This is a genomic window from Simplicispira lacusdiani, from assembly GCF_003604195.1.
GTDB classification, from domain to species: Bacteria; Pseudomonadota; Gammaproteobacteria; order Burkholderiales; family Burkholderiaceae_C; genus Simplicispira; species Simplicispira lacusdiani.
Window position 1 is genome coordinate 336522 of record NZ_QXGR01000005.1, and the last position, 17819, is coordinate 354340.

The window sequence follows — 17819 nt, forward strand, 5'->3', positions numbered from 1 at the left end:
ACCGATCGGCAGTAGGCCGGAGTGCGGGCCGTCAGCGCATGCCCTGCCCGGCCCAGTGCGCGCGGAAGTGCTCCTGCAGAAACTCCACGCACACGCGCACCTTGGCCGAGCGCTCCAGCCGCGTGGGGTACACGGCCCAGATGTTGGCCTCCTGGCGCCAGTCGGGCAGCACCTGCACCAGTTGCCCGGCCCGCAGCAGCGGCGCCACGTCCCACAGCGAGCGCAGCACGATGCCCCGGCCGTCCACGGCCCACTGCACCACCATCTCGCCATGGTTGGCCGAGAGCGGGCCGCGCACCTTGACCGTTTCCTCCTGCGCGCCGCTGCGCAGGCGCCACACGCCGAACGGGTGGTCGCGCTCCTTGATGACCAGACAGTCGTGCCCCGGCAGCTCGGCCAGCGTGCGCGGGGCGCCGCGCCGCGCCAGATAGGCCGGGGCCGCGCACAGCACGCGGTGGTTGTCGGCCAGGCGCCGCGCGATCAGGTGCGGGGCGATCTCGTCACCCACGCGCACATCGAGATCGAAACCCTCGCCCGCCACATCCACCAGCCGGTCGAACACCTCCAGCCGCACCTGCAGGCCGGGGTGGCGTTCCACCAATTGCGACAGCATGGGCGCCACCACCTGGCGGCCAAAACCCAGGCTGGTGCTCACGCGCAGCAGGCCGCGCGGCTCGCGCCGGGTGACCGCCACCTCCTGCAAGAGCTGGTCCATGTCGTCAAGGATGCGCAGCGCCCAATGGAACACGCGCTCGCCCTCTTCCGTCACCGCCACACGGCGCGTGGTGCGGTGCAAGAGCTTCACGGCCAGATCCTCTTCGAGCAGCCGGATGCGCTTGCTCACGAACGCGGGCGAGGCGCCCAGCTCGCGCGCGGCCTCGGCGAAGCTGGCCTTGCGCACCACCACGGCGAACACGCGCAGGTCGTCGGGCGAAGGGGTTTTATGCACGATCCGTGAACAATGAGACAACAGTTGGCCGATTGTATTTGCCGGTGTTCTACCCAAGAATGCCCGTAACGCCATTCATCGCAAGGAAACCCATGTCCCGCACCCACCACATCGCCGTCATCGCCGGCGACGGCATCGGCAAGGAAGTCATGCCCGAAGGCCTGCGCGCCGTGCAGGCCGCCGCCCGGCGCTTCGGCCTGCCGCTGGAGTTCCACACCTTCGACTGGGCGCACTGCGACTACTACCTGCAGCACGGCCAGATGATGCCGGACGACTGGAAGGCGCAATTGCAGGGCATGGACGCCATCTTCTTCGGCGCCGTGGGCTGGCCCGCCACCGTGCCCGACCACATCTCGCTGTGGGGCTCGCTGCTCAAGTTCCGCCGCGAATTCGACCAGTACATCAACCTGCGCCCCGTGCGCCTGTTCGAGGGCGTGCCCTGCCCGCTGGCCGGCCGCAAGCCGGGCGACATCGACTACTATGTGGTGCGCGAGAACACCGAGGGCGAGTACACGTCGCTCGGCGGCATCATGTACGAGGGCACGGACCGCGAGATCGTCATCCAGGAATCCGTCTATTCGCGCCACGGCGCCGAGCGCCTGCTCAAATTCGCCTTCGATCTGGCGCAAAGCCGCCCCAAAAAGCATGTGACGCTGGCCACCAAGAGCAACGGCATCGCCATCAGCATGCCCTGGTGGGACCGCCGCGCCGACGACGTGGCGCAGGCCTACCCCGAGGTCACGCTGGACAAGCAGCACATCGACATCCTCACCGCGCGCTTCGTGCTGCAGCCCGGCCGCTTCGACGTGGTGGCCGCCACCAACCTGTTTGGCGACATCCTCTCCGACCTGGGCCCCGCCACCACGGGCACCATCGGCCTGGCGCCCTCGGCCAACCTCAACCCCGAGCGCCGCTTCCCCAGCCTGTTCGAGCCCGTGCACGGCTCGGCGCCCGACATCCATGGCAAGAACATCGCCAACCCCATCGCGATGGTCTGGTCCGGCGCGCTGATGCTGGACTTCCTGACCCACGGCCAGGGCGCGGGCCGCGCGGCGCACGACGCCATCGTGGCGGCCATCGAGGAAGTCCTCAAGACCGGCCCGCGCACGCCCGACCTGGGCAGCACGGCGAACACCACGCAGGTGGGCGAGGCCATCGCGGCATTGATCGCCCAGGGCTGAGCCTTCTGATTTACTCCTGATTTAATAGCTTACAGCGCTCACCCATAAAGCGCTGGAAGCCATTTTTATTCAGATTCTGTTTCCACGGCGTGGCCGCCGGACGGCAGCACGGCGGCGAGCACCGGCACCTCAGCCGCCACCGTGCGATTGCGCCCCGCGCGCTTGGCCTGGTACAGCGCCAGGTCGGCATGCCTGAGCAGATCATCCAGCGCCACGGCACAGCCCGCGGGCGGGCAGGCCAGACCGATACTGGCCGTGACCGGAGCCCCCAGCACCGCGACCGGGGTGCCGGCCAGCCTTTGGCGCAGCTTATCGGCCAGGTGCAAGGCATGGTCCGCCGGGGTATCGGGCAGCAGCAGCACGAATTCCTCGCCCCCGAAACGTGCCAGCAGGTCGGTGCCGCGCACGGCCTGCGCCATCAGCCCGGACACATGGCGCAGCACCTCGTCGCCGGCCGGGTGGCCGAAGTGGTCGTTCACGGCCTTGAAGTGATCCAAGTCCACCATCAACAGCGCCAGCGAGCCCCCCAGCCGCCGGGCGCGCGCCAGCTCCTGCTCGGCCTGGCGCACGAATTCGCGCCGGTTGAGCAGGCCGGTGAGCGGATCGCGCGTGGCCAGCTTCTCCAGCTCGGCGCGCTGCAATTCCAGCTTCCGGTTGGACTCGGCCAGCGCCCGCTGCAGCAGCTCGGCCTGCGCGAAATGCCGCCACAGCAGCACGCTCACCAACAGCGCCAGCACGCAGGCCGACGCGGCATTCATGCGGTTGGTGGCCAGCAAGGCCCGGTCGTCCGTGGTCAGCCCCAGCGCCCAGGCCAGCGCGCACCAACCCGCGACCAGAATCACCAGCGCCGAGCGCGGCCGCAACAGAAACACGATGGCAACGCCCACCACCGCATTGACGAAGGGGCTGATGCTGCGGCTGATGGCCTGGTCCATCACCGTCAACGCCACCGCCCAGGCCACCACCAGCACCGACACGCATTCGGGCAAAAAGCGCAGCGCCCCGCCATCCACCCGCCGTGCCCGGCACCACCGGGCCAAAACGCCCGCCCCACACATCAGCAAAGCCATCACCCCATGGCCCCAGGCGATCTGCTGCGCCCAGGCACTGCGCACCGGGTCATCGAAGCGCAGCAGGCCGAACACCAGCACATGCAGCACATTCAAGGCCACCAGCGCCCACGCGGCCACGCCAAGCACCTGCAGGTTGCGGCGGAAGGCGGAGTCTTGTACCTGGGTGTCTTCACGGGACCAGCGGCTCAGGGTTTGGGGGAGGGGCATGGGGGGGATCTTAAGGAGCCAGGGTATGTGGCATGCGACTGAATAACGCGTCCATCCATCCGCTCTACTGCACGTCACCGCGCAAGGGCAAAACCGACCCTGCACACCCAGCCCCTCCGGCAGAGACAATCGGGCACAAGCCCACAGGAGCCCCCATGCCCGCCCACAACCCCTTCAAGACCGCCCTCTCCGCCCGCCAGCCCCAGATCGGCCTGTGGCTCTCCATGGCCGAGCCCTACCTGGCCGAGGTGGCCGCCACGGCGCGCTACGACTGGCTGCTGATCGACGGAGAGCACGCGCCCAACGACCTGCGCAGCATGCTCGCGGCGCTGCAGGCCATCCAGGGCTACCCCGATTCGCATGCCGTGGTGCGCGTGCCGCAGGGCGACACGGCGCTCATCAAGCAGGTGCTGGACATTGGCGCCAAGTCGCTGCTCGTGCCCATGGTGGACACGGCCGAGCAGGCGCGCGCCATCGCGGCGGCCACGCAGTACCCGCCGCGCGGCGTGCGCGGGGTGGGCAGCGCCGTGGCGCGCTCGTCGCTGTGGACGGCGCGCGCCGACTACATGGAGGTGGCCGACGATGAAATCTGCCTGCTGGTGCAGGCCGAGACGGTGACCGCCATGCGCAACCTGCCCGCGATCTGCGCGGTGGAGGGCGTGCACGGCGTCTTCATCGGCCCGGCGGACCTGTCGGCCTCCATGGGCCACCGCAGCAACCCCGGCCACCCCGAGGTGCAGGCCGCCATCGAAGGCGCCATCGCCACCATCGTCGCCAGCGGCAAGGCGGCGGGCATTCTCACGTCCGACCCGGCGCTGGCGCGGCGCTACCTGGAGCTGGGCTGCACCTTCGTGGCCGTGGGGGTGGACGTGCTGCTGTTCGCCCATGCGGCGCGGCAGCTGCGCGCGCGGTTCGGCGCGGATATGCCATCGCCGCGCGGCCCGGGCACGGCGTACTGAGATAACCCTTCGCGCAACATCACCATTGCCCTGCCCGGGGACAAACCGCGCGCGCACCGCTCCAATGCGGCGCTGAGCGCCTTCGCACGCAGCGGCCCGGGCCGTGCGCGGAGGTTTCCTTGTTCTTTGCAGGAGCCCCGCCATGCCCACCCGCCTCACCGCCCAGGATTTCGATCAGGACCTGCTGATTCTTTTCGACGCCTACGTGCATGGCGATCTTGACCGCCGGGGCTTCCTGCGCGAGGCCCAGCGCTTCGCCAAGGCCGGCATGACGGCGGCCGGGCTGCTGGCCGCGCTGAGCCCCAACTTCGCCGCAGGCCAGCAGGTGCGGCCCGACGACGCGAAGCTCAAGACCGAGAAAGTGGCCATCCCCTCCCCGGCCGGCCATGGCACCGTCAACGCCTACCTGGCGCGCCCCGCCTCGGCGGGCGCGGCCAAGCTGCCCCTGGTGCTGGTGATCCACGAGAACCGGGGGCTGAACCCGCACATCGAGGACATCACGCGCCGCCTGGCGCTCGACGGCTTCATGGCCCTGGCGCCCGACGCGCTCACGCCGCTGGGCGGCTACCCCGGCGACGAGGACAAGGCCCGCGCCGAGTTCGCCAAGCTCGACCAGGCCAAGACGCGCGAGGACTTCCTGGCCTCGGCCGCCTGGCTGCGCGCGCGCGCCGACGGCAACGGCAAGCTGGGCGTGGTGGGCTTCTGCTACGGCGGCGGCATCGCGCACTGGCTGGCCACGCGCCTGCCCGACCTGCAGGCCGCCGTGCCCTTTTATGGCAACAGCCCCGCGCCCGAGGAGGCCGCCAAGGTCAAGGCGCCGCTGCTGGTGCACCTGGCCGGCGTGGACGAACGCATCAACGCCGCCTGGCCCGCCTACGAGGCCGCGCTGAAGGCGGCCGGCGTGCCGTTCGCCGTGCACCACTATGCGGGCACGCAGCACGGTTTCAACAACGACACCACGCCGCGCTACGACGCTGCGGCCGCGCAGCAGGCCTGGGGGCGCACGCTGGAGTTCTTCAGGAAGCACCTCGCGTGAGCCTTTTCACGGAAGGTCGATAGCTATCAAAAAAATAGCTGCAGGCGCTTTCTGGTAAAGCGCTGCAGCCATATTTACCTATGAACCCGCTGCCTGCGGGCGGCGCATCAGCTCCCCGCCACCTTCATGCGGTTGATGAGCACCGAACCCACGGTCTTGGCGCCGTAGGCATAGGCGTCGGCGCCGACGGCCTCGATGCCCTTGAACATGGTCTTGAGGTTGCCGGCGATGGTGATCTCGTGCACCGGGAAGGCGATCTGGCCGTTCTCCACCCAGAAGCCGCTGGCGCCGCGCGAGTAGTCGCCGGTCACGTAGTTCACGCCCTGGCCCATGAGTTCGATGACGAACAGGCCCGTGCCCAGCTTTTGCAGCATGGCGTCGAGGTCGTCGCCCTTCTTGGTGCGGCGCGAGGCCAGCACCAGGTTGTGCGAGCCGCCGGCGTTGCCGGTGGTCTTCATGCCGAGCTTGCGCGCCGAGTAGCTGCTGAGGAAGTAGCCCTGCACGCGGCCAGCGTCCACCACCTTGCGCGCCTGCACGCGCACGCCTTCCTCGTCGAAGGGCGAGCTGCCCTTGCCGCGCGGGATGAAGGGGTCTTCAAGAATGTCGATGTGCTTGGGGAGGATCTGCTTGCCCAGCGAGTCGAGCAGGAAGGTGCTCTTGCGGTACAGCGCGCCGCCGCTCGTGGCCTGCACGTAGGCGCCCAGCAGGCCGGCGGCCAGGGACGATTCGAACAGCACCGGGCATTCGGTGGTGGGGATCTTGCGGCTGCCCAGGCGGCTCAGGGCGCGCTGGGCGGCATAGCGCCCCACGGCGGCGGGCGAGGCCAGTTCGGCCGCGTGGCGCTGCGAGCTGTACCAGGCGTCGCGCTGCATCTCGCCGTTGCGGCCGGGCAGCGAGGCGATGGGCGCCACCGACAGGCTGTGGCGCGAGGTGGCATAGCCGCCGCGGAAACCCCGCGTGTGCGCGGTGAAGAAATGGCTTTGCTGGGCCGACACCGCCGCGCCCTCGCTGTTGGTGATGCGCTTGCCGGTGGCGAAAGCAGCGGCCTCGCATTCGAGCGCCATGCGCGCGGCCTCTTCGCTGGTGATCGCCCAGGGATGGAACAGGTCGAGGTCGCGGTGGCTGTCCGGCGGAGCGATGTCGTCGGCGTCGGGCAGGCCGGCCACGGGGTCTTCGGCGGTGAAGCGGGCGATGTCGTAGGCGGCCTGCACGGTGCGCTCGATGGCGGCGCCGGAGAAGTCCGAGGTGCTGGCATTGCCGCGCCGGTGGCCGATGTAGACCGTCACGCCCAGCGATTTGTCGCGGTTGCGCTCCACGGTCTCCAGCTCGCCCTTGCGCACGCCCACGGACAGGCCGCAGCCCTCGGAGGCTTCGGCGCCGGCGTCGGTGGCGCCCAGCTTTTTGGCGTGCGCCAGCGCCTGGTCCACGAGTTGTTCGAAAAACGGGCGTGAATAGCTGAAGCCCGCGTCGGCGGAGGAATGCGTATGGTTCATGGCGACGGCTATGATACTTGCCGCAGTGGCCCCCGCCCGGCGCGCCGCAGCCGCCACGCAGGCCACCCCTCTCTCCCCCGGATTCCACCATGTCACGCAAACCCAAAAAAGGCTATTTCGTGAAGGGCCAATTCGTTGCCGAAGGCAGCGAACTGGACCTGCAGCTCAAGGCCGAACTCAAAGGCACCCAGGACGCCAGCCGCACCGAGCTCAAGCGCGAAAGCGACGAGCTGCAGGACCTGGGCAAGGACCTTCTGACGCTGCGCAGCGACCTGTTCAACCGCCTGGGCCTGCCCGACAAGCTCGCCGACGCCCTGGCGGAGGCCAAGCGCATCACCAACTTCGAGGGCAAGCGCCGCCAGATGCAGTTCGTGGGCAAGCTCATGCGCAAGCTCGAACCCGAGGTGGTGCAGGCCGTGCGCGACGCGCTGGACGAACAGCGCAGCGGCTCGGCCAAGGAGAAGCTGGCCCTGCACCAGGCCGAGCAGTGGCGCGACCGGCTGATCGCCGAGGACGGCGCCCAGGCCGAATGGATTGCCCAATACCCCGGCACCGACATCCAGCAGCTGCGCGCCCTGATCCGCCAGGCACGCAAGGACGCGCCCGGCGCGCACGCGGCCGCCATCGCCGAATCGCAAGGCCAGGCGCCGCGCAAGGGCCGCGCCTACCGCGAGCTGTTCGCGCTGGTGCGCGCGCAGATCTCCGGCCCCGCCGACGCGGAAAACGATGCGGACCTGGAGGCGGAGGATGGCAATGAGTGAAGCCACCGCGCACGATCCGGTGAAGATCGGCATCGTCTCGATCAGCGACCGCGCCAGCAGCGGCGTTTACGAGGACAAGGGCCTGCCCGCGCTGAAGGACTGGCTCACCAGTGCACTGAAGAACCCCATCACCTTCGAGCCGCGCCTGATTCCCGACGAGCAGGACACCATCAGCGCCACGCTGATCGCCCTGGTCGACGCAGGCTGCAGCCTGGTGCTGACGACTGGCGGCACCGGCCCGGCCCCGCGCGACGTGACGCCCGAGGCCACGCTGGCCGTGGCGCACAAGGAGATGCCGGGCTTTGGCGAGCAGATGCGCAGGATCAGCCAGCATTTCGTGCCCACGGCCATCCTCTCGCGCCAGGTGGCCGTGGTACGCGGGCAGAGCCTCATCATCAACCTGCCCGGCCAACCCAAGGCCATCGCCGAGACGCTGGAAGGTCTCAAGGACGACGACGGCCAGCAGCTCGTACCCGGCATCTTCGCCGCCGTGCCCTATTGCATCGACCTCATCGGCGGCCCCTACCTGGAAACGCACGACGCGGTATGCAAGGCCTTTCGGCCCAAGAGCGCGATCCGGCAGCCCAAGGCCTGAAGGCCCGAAACGCCCACCCGATGGGCGCCTTAAGCTACTGATTCAGTAGCAGAATCACTTGCCCACGAGGTCGTTGAGCTTGCCGGCCTCAAACTGTTCCTTGAGCGCGGCGTCATCGGGCACGCAATCGCCCTTCTTGACGCACTCCGACAGCTTCTCGATAGCCTGCCAGAGCAGCGCGATCTGGTGCTCCTGCGACGAAGCGTTGTTGATCAGGCCGCGCATGGCCTGCGACAGCGGATCGTCTTCCTGGGTGATGCCATAGGCCGAGAATTTGGGCGCATGCGGCTCGGTCACGTCGGCGCTCTGCCCTTCCTTGGACGGAATGATGCGCGCCGGAATGCCCACCGCGGTGGCACCCGCCGGCACGGGCTTGATGACCACGGCGTTGCTGCCGATCTTGGCCCCATCGCCCACCTCGAAGCCGCCCAGCACCTTGGCGCCGGCGCTCACCACCACGTCCTTGCCCAGCGTGGGGTGGCGCTTGGTGCCCTTGTAGAGCGAGGTGCCGCCGAGCGTGACGCCCTGGTAGATGGTGCAGCCATCGCCAATCTCGGCGGTCTCGCCCACCACCACGCCCATGGCATGGTCGAAGAACACGCGCTCGCCGACCTTGGCGCCGGGGTGGATCTCGATGCCTGTGAGCCAACGCCCGCAATGCGAGATGAAGCGGCCCAGCCACTTGAAGCCGTGCGTCCAGCACCAGTGCGCGGGCCGGTGCAGCCAGATGGCGTGCAGGCCGGGGTAGCAGGTGATGACCTCCCAGGTGCTGCGGGCCGCAGGGTCGCGGTCGAGGATGCACTGGATATCGGAGCGCAGGCGGGCAAACATGGGATGGGTCTCGCGGAAGGGAACAGCAGTCTAGCGCTTTGGCTGCGCGGTCTCGATCATGGCCTTGGCGACACCGCGCAGGATATGGATTTCCTCGCCCCCCAGTTGCGCGCGGTTGAAGAGCTGGTTCAGCCGCGGCATGAGCTTCTTGGGCGCTGCCGGGTCGAGGAAGCCGATGGCGGTGAGCGCCTGCTCCCAGTGCGCCAGCATGCCGGCCACCTGGGCAGCGTCGGCCAACGCGCGTTCGGGCGTGGCGGCCTGCACGCCAAAGCCGCCCAGCGCCTGGCGCCACTCGTAGGCGATGACCTGGATGGCCGCGCCGAGGTTGAGCGAGCCAAAACCCGGATTGGTGGGAATGGACAGCGCCACATGGCAACGGTACACATCCTCATTGGCCATGCCGAAACGCTCGGAGCCGAACAGGAAGCCGACGCCCGCTTCGCCCGACGGACCGTTTTCTGAAGCGATTTCGGCCTCCAGGTCTTTGGAATCAAGCGCTGAACGCTCCTTTTTCAATAGCATTTCGAAATGCTCGCGCGGCGCGCGCGTGGGCGGTCCGAAGTCGCGCGGCGTCATGGCCGTGGCGCACAGGTGGCTGATGCCGTCAAGCGCCTCGTCGAGCGTGTCCACGATGCGCGCGTTGTTCAGAACATCCAGCGCTCCGCTGGCGCGCTGGATGGTTTCCTCGCGCCGCAGCACGTTGGCCCAGCGCGGCTTCACGAGCACCAGGTCGTCGAAACCCATGGTCTTCATGGCGCGGGCGCAGGCGCCCACGTTGCCGGCATGGCTGGTCTGGATGAGGATGAAACGGGTCTTCATGGGCACGGGCGGCAGGGCGAAAAATGCGTGGAGCGGGCGGGGCGGGTAAAATCCGGGGCTTATTGTCGCTGCCCGCATCGCCCGGCCGCGATTTTCCTGTTCCTGGCCCGCGTGCCACGCCACAAGCCGTGTCGCGCTCACCTGCACAATTTATGTCGTCCAACCTGCACCCCATGCTCAACGTGGCCATCAAGGCCGCCCGCGCCGCCGGCGCCATCATCAACCGCGCGGCGCTCGACGTGGAATCGGTGCGCATCTCGCAAAAGCAGATCAACGACTTCGTCACCGAGGTCGACCACGCGAGCGAGAAGATCATCATCGAGACGCTGCTCACGGCCTACCCCGGCCATGGCATCCTCGCCGAGGAATCGGGCAGCCAGCACGGCGCCAAGGATTCCGAGTTCGTCTGGATCATCGACCCGCTGGACGGCACCACCAACTTCATCCACGGTTTTCCGGTCTATTGCGTGAGCATCGCGCTGGCGGTGCGCGGCAAGATCGAGCAAGCGGTCATTTACGACCCCTCGCGCAACGACCTGTTCACGGCCACCAAGGGCCGGGGCGCGTTCCTGAACGAGCGCCGCATCCGCGTGAGCAAGCGCACCCAGCTCAAGCAGTGCCTGATCTCCACGGGCTTCCCGTTCCGCCCGGGCGACAACTTCAAGAACTACCTGGCCATGATGGGCGACGTGATGCAGCGCACCGCCGGCCTGCGCCGCCCCGGAGCCGCCGCGCTGGACCTGGCCTACGTGGCCGCGGGCTACACCGACGGCTTCTTCGAGACCGGCCTGTCGATCTGGGACGTGGCGGCCGGCTCGCTGCTGGTGACCGAGGCCGGCGGCCTGATCGGCAATTTCACGGGCGAGGCCGACTTCCTGGAGCAGAAGGAATGCCTGGCCGGCACGCCGCGCATCTACGGCCAGCTGGTGCAGATCCTGGGCAAATACAGCAAGTTCGCTGGCGCGGGCGACAAGGCCGCGCTGCGCCAGGCGGCCGAGGAACCTGCCGGTGACGCCGCCAGCGACGCCGACGGCACGGATGCCGCCCCGGACGCGTCCGAAGACGCTCCGTTCTAAACCGCTTGCCGGGCCGTGCCCGGCGGCTTAGGGCCTGTTCACACTATTTTTGTCAGTGCGAACGGGGTGGAAACCGCGCCAATCTAGGCGCGTGACGACGCCAAGGCCGGGGCCTTGGCTAGGAGGGCAACGACGGGTGGCGCGGTTTCCACCCCGTTCCCTCCGGGTTGCGACCAAAAAGGGCCATTCGCGGCGTTGCCAAGCCTCGCTGGGACCGCACCCCAGCTTCGTTTGGCGCCTTGCGCCTGGCCCTTTTTGATCGCAACGCATCTGGCAAAAATAGTGTGAACAGGCCCTAGTCGGGGTACTTCAACGCGATGTCGCGGAAGTCGTCGGCGATGTCGATGAAGGCGTCGACGACATCGGGGTCGAACTGCGTGCCCCGCCCCTTCACGATGGCACCGCACGCCTGCTCGTGCGTGCCGGCGGCCTTGTAGACACGCTGGCTGATGACGGCGTCGTACACATCGGCCACGGCCATGAGCCGCGCTGGCACCGGGATCGCTTCGCCCGCCAGCCCGTCGGGGTAGCCGGCACCGTCCCAGCGTTCGTGGTGGCTGCAGGCCATCTCCTTGGCCACGTTCAGGAAACGCACGCGCATGCCCAGGCGGCGTTCCGCCCCCTCGATGGCCTTGCGCCCGAGCAGCGTGTGCCGCTTCATGGTTGCGAACTCGTTGTCGGTCAGTTTGGCCGGCTTGAGCAGGATGGCGTCAGGTACGCCGATCTTGCCGATGTCGTGCAGCGGCGCCGACTTGTAGAGCAGGTCGATCATGTGATGGTTGAGCACCGCCTCGAAGCGCGGGTGCGTGCGCAGCCGCTCGGCCAGCGCCTTCACGTAAAGCTGGGTGCGCCGGATGTGGTTGCCGGTTTCGTCGTCGCGCGTCTCGGCCAACGAAGCCATGGCCATGATGGTCACGTCCTGGATGGCCTGCACCTCCAGCGTGCGCAGCGCCACCTCGCGCTCCAGATAGGCGCTCTTGTCGCGCAGGAAATCGGCCGTGGCCTTGAGCGCCAGGTGCGTGTGCACGCGCGCCTGCACGATGGGCGGGCTCACGGGCTTGGTGATGTAGTCCACGGCGCCCAATTCGAAGCCCTTGCGCTCGTCCTCGGTGTCGGCGCGCGCGGTGAGGAAGATGACCGGGATGTCACGCGTGGCCGCGCTGGCCTTGAGTTGGCGGCAGACCTCATGGCCGTCCATGCCGGGCATCATGATGTCGAGCAGCACGAGGTCGGGCACCGGGTCGGCCTGCGCAGCCTTGAGCGCGCGCTCGCCGCTGTTGGCGACCTTCACGCGGTAGCGCTCGCCCAGCAGTTCGGACATCAGCACCAGGTTGTCGGCGGTGTCGTCCACGATCAGAACGGTGGGCATCTGCCGGTCGCGCCATTCGGCGGGGGTTTCGGGCACATTTTCACGTTGCATGGTGGCTCCCAGTACGGCGTTGCCCGGGTGGGTGTGCGGGCGTCTGCGGGAATTGCGCCAGCCACCCGGTCAGGGCGGCCAGCGCGGGCTCGAAATCGAAACGGTCGATGTGGCCCTGCACGCCGCCCAGGGCCGGGCCGAGGGCCTGGCGCAGCAGCGGGGCATGGTCCACGACGAAACCGCGCGCGGCCGGGTCGTCGCGCCGCAACAGCCCGTGCAACTGCTCCACCACGCGGCGCGCATCGGCCTGCGTGGAGGCCATGGGGCCGTCGCCCGCCACCGGCGCGGCCAGGCTGGCCGGCCGGTCCCGCCAGGATTGCAAGGCCTGCACCAGCGCGCCCAGCCGCTGGCGCAGCCCGTCCAGCAGGGGGCTGGCGCTGCCCTGCCGGTCGGGCGCCTCGCGCAGCGCGTCTTCAAGCTGGCCGGCGCACTCCTGCAACGCCACGGCGCCCACCGTGCCGGCCAGGCCGCGCAGCGTGTGCGCCTCGCGCGTGGCCAGGTCCACATCACCGGCCGCCAGGGCCTCGGCGATGCGCTCGGCCGCGCCGCCCTGCCCCTCCAGGAAACGCCGCAGCATGTCGGCATACAGGGCGCGGCGGCCCATGGCGTTGCGCAGGCCCAGCGCCAGATCCAGCCCCGGCACGGCCGGGAGCAGCGTGCCAGCCACCTCCTGCCTCCGGGACACGGGCTCGGACAGGGCCTGGGACGGTGCGATCCAGCGCTGCAGCGCGGCCCACAGCCGCTCGGGCGCGATGGGCTTGGCCAGGTGGTCGTTCATGCCGGCCTCCAGGCAGCGCTGACGGTCGGCCTCGCGGGCGTTGGCCGTCATGGCGACGATGGGCAGGGCCGCCAGCCGGGGGTTGGCGCGCAGCAGGCGCGTGGCCTGCAGGCCGTCCATCACGGGCATCTGCATGTCCATGAGCACCAGGCTGTAGTCGCGGCGCCCCGCCAGGTCCACGCCCTCCTGGCCGTTGGCGGCCACGTCCACCTCCACGCCAGCCTCCTGCAGCAGTTCACGGGCCACTTGCTGGTTGAGTTCGTTGTCTTCCACCAGCAGCACGCGCGCGCCCCGCAGCGACGGGCCCGCCGGCATTTCCCCGGCATGGCCGGCAGCATCCGGCGCCTGGGCCTGGCCCAGCACCTGCATGAGGGTGTCGAACATCACCGAGGCGCTCACCGGCTTGATGAGTACCTCCTCGATGCCCTGGCGCTGCGCTGAACGCAGCACATCCTCGCGCCCGAAGGCCGTGACCATGACGCGGCGCGGCAGCTGCGGCAGGTTCAGTTCGCCGATGCGCCGGCCCAGCTCCAGCCCGTCCATGCCGGGCATCTGCCAGTCGAGCACCACCAGGTCGAAGGGCTGCGTCCGGGCGGCCTGCCGCAGGGCATCGAGCGCCTCGGGGCCGGAGTGCGCCTGCACGACCACGAAGCTCATGGACTGCAGCATCTCCGCCAGCACGGCGGCGGCGTGGGCGTTGTCGTCCACCACCAGCACGCGCAGGCCGCGCAGGTCGGGCGCGGGCAGCAGTTCGCGGGCCGGGGCGCCGCGCAGCAGGGGCACGGTGAACCAGAAGGTCGATCCCTGGCCGGCCTGGCTCTGCACGCCCACCTGGCCGCCCATGAGTTCGGCCAGGCTCTTGCAGATGGCCAGGCCCAGGCCGGTGCCGCCATAGCGGCGCGTGGTGGAGGTGTCGGCTTGCTGGAAGCTCTGGAACAGCCGCGCCATCTGCTCAGCGCTCAGGCCGATGCCGGTGTCGCGCACCTCGAAGCGCAACAGCACGCGCTCGCCCTGCGACTCCTGCACGCGCACGACGATGCCGATGTCGCCTCGCTCGGTGAACTTGATGGCGTTGTTGGCGTAGTTGATGAGGATCTGGCCGATGCGCAGCGCGTCGCCCACGAGGTTGGGCGGCACGTCGGGGGCGACGTCGCAGATGAGTTCGAGCCCCTGCGCGCTGGCCTTGTGGCTCACCACGTCGATCACGCCGGCGAGCACCTGGTCGAGCATGAAAGACCGCGCCTCGATGTGCAGCTTGCCGGCCTCGACACGGGAGAAGTCGAGGATGTCGTTGATCACGCCCATCAGGTGCTCGCCGGCCTGCTGGATCTTGCTCACGTAATCGTGCTGGCGCGGGTTCAGTCCCGACTTGAGCGCCAGGTGCGACATGCCGATGATGGCGTTCATCGGCGTGCGGATCTCATGGCTCATGTTGGCCAGGAAGTTGGACTTGAGCGCCGTGGCCTCCTCGGCCATTTCCTTGGCGCGGCGCAGTTCCTGTTCGGCCTGCTCGCGATCGCTGATGTCGACGAAGGTGCCGATCACGCCGCCGGGCGTGCCGTCGGGCCGCTTGAAGCCGCGCAGCCAGTACAGCGTGTGGCGCTCCCGTCCGTCGGCATACGGCATGCCCACCTCGCGGTGCACGGCCTCGCTGCTGTGCAGGGCCTCGTCGGCGTCGGCCTGGAACTGGCGGCGCTTTTCCTCGGGCATGTGCACCAGGTCCAGCACCGTGCGGCCCAGCAGGCGCTCGCGCGGCTGGTCGAACACCTGCTCGAAGGCCGTGTTCATGCCCAGGTAGCGGCCTTCTTCGTCCTTGTAGAAGATGGGGATCGGGATGGTGTCGATCAGCACCTGCTGGAACTGCAACTGCGCGGCCACGCGCTCTTCCAGCCGCTTGTGCGCGTCGATGTTCACATTGACGCCCACCAGGCGCTCGGCCCGGCCGTCGGCCGCGCGGAAGATGCGCGCCGAGCATTCGAACCACTGCACGGCGCCGTCGGAGCGCACCACGCGCCAGAGGTCGTGGAAATGCTCGGTGTCGCCGGCCAGCGCGGCATCCATGCGCTGCAGCGCGCGCTCGCGATCCTCGGGCAGCAGGCGCTGCGTCCAGGCGGCGCGCCAGTCATCGAAGACGCGCTCACTGATGCCGGGCACGCCGGCCAGCTTCTGGCTCCAGACACTGCGCCCCGTGCGCAAGTCGATGTCGAACACGCCGATCTTGCCCGCCTCCTGTGCCAGCTCCAGGCGCTCCCGCGTCTCGCGCATGGCCACCTCGGCGCGGCGCGCCTCGGTCACGTCCTCGATGATCCAGATGGCGGCGGCAGCGCAGCCATCGATACGCACGCCACGGCCCGACATGCGCGCCTCGAAGGCGCTGCCGTCGAGGCGGTAGACCGTCCAGCTCTCGCGCACCGGCTGGCCCTGCGTGAGCAGCGGGCCCACCCGCGCGGAAAACGCCGCGTAGGATTCCATGCCGCCAAAAAGCTGGCTCACATGCTGGTTCTGCAGTTGCGCGGACGCACCGCCCACCAGCGCGGCGAAGGCGGGATTGAACTTGCGCATCAGCCCGTCGCAGGTCAGCAGCACGGGGGGGGCGTTGTCGAACAGCGCGTTCTGCTCTTCCAGCAAATCCTTGAGCCGCTGCTCGCTGCACTGCAGTTCTTCCTGCTCCCGCATGCGCCGCGTCACGTCCTGGTGCAGGCCCACCATGCCGATGCACACACCGCGCGCATCCAGCACCGGCGAGAGCGTGGCTTCCTCGTGGTATTCGGTGCCGTCCTTGCGGCGGTTGATGAAGTGCCCCTTCCAGGGCCGCCCCGCCACCACGGCCGCGCGCATGTCGCTGAAGGTCTGCAGCGGCGTCCTGCCGCTGGCCAGCATGGACGGCTTGCGCCCGCGGACCTCCGCCAGGCTGTAGCCGGTGTTGCGCTCGAACTCCGGGTTGACCCATTCGATGGCGCCCCGGGCATCGGTCACCACCACGGCCAGCGGGCTGTTTTCCAGCGCCGCGCCGAGCACGCTCAGGCGCTGCTGGGTGGCCGCCATGCGCACGCGGTTGCGCAGCATCTCCAGCAGCAGCGCGCCCAGCAGGGCCAGCAAGGCGAAGGCCACCGCTCCGTGGCGCAAGCGGTCGCCAGGCGGCATGACCTGGGAGATGTCATCGACCACCACCAGCGACCAGGGCCCGCCCGGGTCGCCCCACTCGATGCCACGGCGCTCGACGGCATGCTGAGCGCCATCGATCAGCACCTCGCCGGCCATGGGGTCGAACGGCAGCGCCGAGGCCACGCCGTTGTCGAAATGCCGGCCGAACTGGCGCAGCGCGGCGATGGCGTCGATGCGGCTTTGCGTCAGAGGCGGCGCCATGGCGTACAGCCACTCCGGCCGCGTCGCGGCCAGGGCCACGCCCTGCGGCGAGAGCAGCAGCGTGGGCATGCCGGTGCGTGCGAGCAAGGCATCGATGGGCGCGAACGGCATCTTGAACAGCACCACGCCCAGCACGCTCGCCTGCGGCGTGCTGCCCGCATACAGCGGCGCCGCCACATACAGGCCGCGCTCGTGCGAGACTGAGCCCACGGCGGCATAGGCATTCACCCGTCCCTGCATGGCCTGCTGGAAATAGGGCCGGTAGGCCACGTTCGCCCCGGTGGAGTGGCCGCCCACCGTGTCGTGCGCCACGATGGTCCCGTCGGCCGCGATCACATAGGCGCCGTCGAGCCGGAAGCGCGTTCGGGCCGTGGCGAGCACCTCCAGCACCGTGGGTGCATCGGGCGGCAGCAGCCCCTGGGCCACTTCACGGAGCATGGGCTCCGTCAGCCCGAGCAGCGCCACGGCGCCCACGGCGGCCCCGCGCATGGTCTGATCGGCCAGTGCCTTGGCCGTGCGATCCAGCACCTCCTGCCGCTGCGCCCGGCGTTCATCCAGGCGCTGGTCGTGCAGCATGCCCACCACCAGCACGGCGCCCAGCACGGCCGCTGCCAGCGCCACCAGCGCACTCCCCAGCCAGGGCGCGCGCCGCTCCACGGGCCGCTCCATCAGCATGCCCATCGCTCGCTTCGCCGTGTTTCGAGGATGCCGTGACGCTCACACCACGCCATGGACCAGCGCCTCCACGTCCTGCACCTCGCCCGGCCGCCCGAACAGGTACCCCTGGAACTGCTCGCAGCCATGCAGCCGCAGGAACCCCAGCTGCCCCGCCGTCTCCACCCCCTCGGCCACCACGTCCAGGTCCAGGCTCTGCGCCAGCGCCAGGATGGTGCGCACGATGGCCGCGTCGTTCGGGTCGCTCAGCACGTCCCGCACGAAGCCCCGGTCGATCTTCACCTGGTCCAGCGGCAGGCGCTTCAAGTACCCCAGGCTGGAGTACCCGGTGCCGAAGTCGTCCAGCGCGAAACCCACGCCTTCGCGCTTGAGCTGCACCATGCGCGCGATGGTGTCTTCGATGTCGCCCAGCAGCAAGCTTTCCGTCAGTTCGAGTTTCAGGCGCCGGGGGTTGGCTCCTGTCTCGCGCAGGGTCTGCAGCACTTCGGCGACGAAGCCGCTTTGGCGGAATTGCCGCGCGCTGACGTTTACCGCCATGCTCAGGTGCGCGGTTTCTTTCTTGCCGGACCAGCGCACGAGCTGTTCGCAGGCGGTGCGCAG

At 69.1% G+C, this 17819-nt stretch carries 14 protein-coding genes; 6 read left to right on the forward strand and 8 right to left on the reverse strand.

Features of this window, described 5'->3' with window-relative positions; genetic code table 11:
* Positions 1-31 precede the first annotated feature (31 nt).
* Positions 32-949 carry a LysR substrate-binding domain-containing protein gene (locus tag D8S75_RS09465; RefSeq protein WP_232828992.1) on the reverse strand — a complete coding sequence of 306 codons (918 nt, stop codon included), beginning with the start codon at positions 947-949 and terminating at the stop codon, positions 32-34.
* Positions 950-1041: 92 nt separating this feature from the next.
* Here D8S75_RS09465 and D8S75_RS09470 point away from each other — a divergent pair, with 92 nt between their 5' ends.
* The gene (locus D8S75_RS09470) at positions 1042-2130 is read left to right on the forward strand and encodes a tartrate dehydrogenase (RefSeq protein WP_119966085.1); all 1089 of its coding nucleotides are present in this window, start codon (positions 1042-1044) and stop codon (positions 2128-2130) included.
* Positions 2131-2195: 65 nt separating this feature from the next.
* Here D8S75_RS09470 and D8S75_RS09475 read toward each other — a convergent pair whose 3' ends face one another.
* Positions 2196-3410 (reverse strand): GGDEF domain-containing protein, encoded by a 1215-nt coding sequence (locus tag D8S75_RS09475; RefSeq protein ID WP_119966086.1) that lies wholly within the window; start codon positions 3408-3410, stop codon positions 2196-2198.
* 155 nt (positions 3411-3565) lie between these two features.
* On the opposite strand from D8S75_RS09475, the gene D8S75_RS09480 reads away from it, so the two are divergent.
* Both D8S75_RS09480 and D8S75_RS09485 read left to right on the forward strand, forming a co-directional pair.
* Positions 3566-4369, forward strand: coding sequence for an aldolase/citrate lyase family protein (locus tag D8S75_RS09480; protein ID WP_119966087.1), 804 nt, complete (start codon positions 3566-3568; stop codon positions 4367-4369).
* A gap of 142 nt (positions 4370-4511) precedes the next feature.
* Positions 4512-5405, forward strand: coding sequence for a dienelactone hydrolase family protein (locus D8S75_RS09485; protein WP_119966088.1), 894 nt, complete (start codon positions 4512-4514; stop codon positions 5403-5405).
* A gap of 107 nt (positions 5406-5512) precedes the next feature.
* On the opposite strand, the gene pmbA is transcribed toward D8S75_RS09485, so the two are convergent.
* Positions 5513-6898, reverse strand: a complete 1386-nt coding sequence (gene pmbA / locus D8S75_RS09490) for a metalloprotease PmbA (protein ID WP_119966089.1) — start codon at positions 6896-6898, stop codon at positions 5513-5515.
* Positions 6899-6987: 89 nt separating this feature from the next.
* Between pmbA and yjgA the strand changes: the two genes are divergently transcribed.
* Together yjgA and mog are read left to right on the forward strand one after the other, a co-directional pair.
* Positions 6988-7659 (forward strand): ribosome biogenesis factor YjgA, encoded by a 672-nt coding sequence (gene yjgA, locus D8S75_RS09495; RefSeq protein WP_119966090.1) that lies wholly within the window; start codon positions 6988-6990, stop codon positions 7657-7659.
* A complete protein-coding gene (gene mog, locus D8S75_RS09500) occupies positions 7652-8254 on the forward strand; it encodes a molybdopterin adenylyltransferase (RefSeq protein ID WP_119966091.1) in 603 nt (200 codons plus the stop codon). The genes yjgA and mog overlap by 8 nt, the downstream gene beginning before the upstream one ends.
* Positions 8255-8308: 54 nt before the next feature.
* Here the strand turns inward: mog and cysE are convergent, their stop codons facing one another.
* Together cysE and D8S75_RS09510 are read right to left on the reverse strand one after the other, a co-directional pair.
* A complete protein-coding gene (gene cysE / locus D8S75_RS09505; protein WP_119966092.1) occupies positions 8309-9085 on the reverse strand; it encodes a serine O-acetyltransferase in 777 nt (258 codons plus the stop codon).
* A gap of 30 nt (positions 9086-9115) precedes the next feature.
* Complete coding sequence (locus D8S75_RS09510; protein ID WP_119966093.1) at positions 9116-9904, reverse strand: RNA methyltransferase; 789 nt, start codon at positions 9902-9904, stop codon at positions 9116-9118.
* A 152-nt stretch (positions 9905-10056) separates the two neighbouring features.
* Between D8S75_RS09510 and D8S75_RS09515 the strand changes: the two genes are divergently transcribed.
* The gene (locus D8S75_RS09515) at positions 10057-10980 is read left to right on the forward strand and encodes an inositol monophosphatase family protein (protein ID WP_119966094.1); all 924 of its coding nucleotides are present in this window, start codon (positions 10057-10059) and stop codon (positions 10978-10980) included.
* Between the two features lie 295 nt (positions 10981-11275).
* On the opposite strand, the gene D8S75_RS09520 is transcribed toward D8S75_RS09515, so the two are convergent.
* The 3 genes from D8S75_RS09520 to D8S75_RS09530 form a co-directional block, all read right to left on the reverse strand.
* Positions 11276-12400, reverse strand: a complete 1125-nt coding sequence (locus tag D8S75_RS09520; RefSeq protein WP_119966095.1) for a response regulator — start codon at positions 12398-12400, stop codon at positions 11276-11278.
* Positions 12390-17225 (reverse strand): PAS domain S-box protein, encoded by a 4836-nt coding sequence (locus tag D8S75_RS09525; RefSeq protein WP_232828993.1) that lies wholly within the window; start codon positions 17223-17225, stop codon positions 12390-12392. The genes D8S75_RS09520 and D8S75_RS09525 overlap by 11 nt, the downstream gene beginning before the upstream one ends.
* A 36-nt stretch (positions 17226-17261) precedes the next feature.
* Positions 17262-17819 (reverse strand): EAL domain-containing protein (locus D8S75_RS09530; protein ID WP_157982625.1); only part of this gene is annotated, 558 nt, incomplete at its 5' end.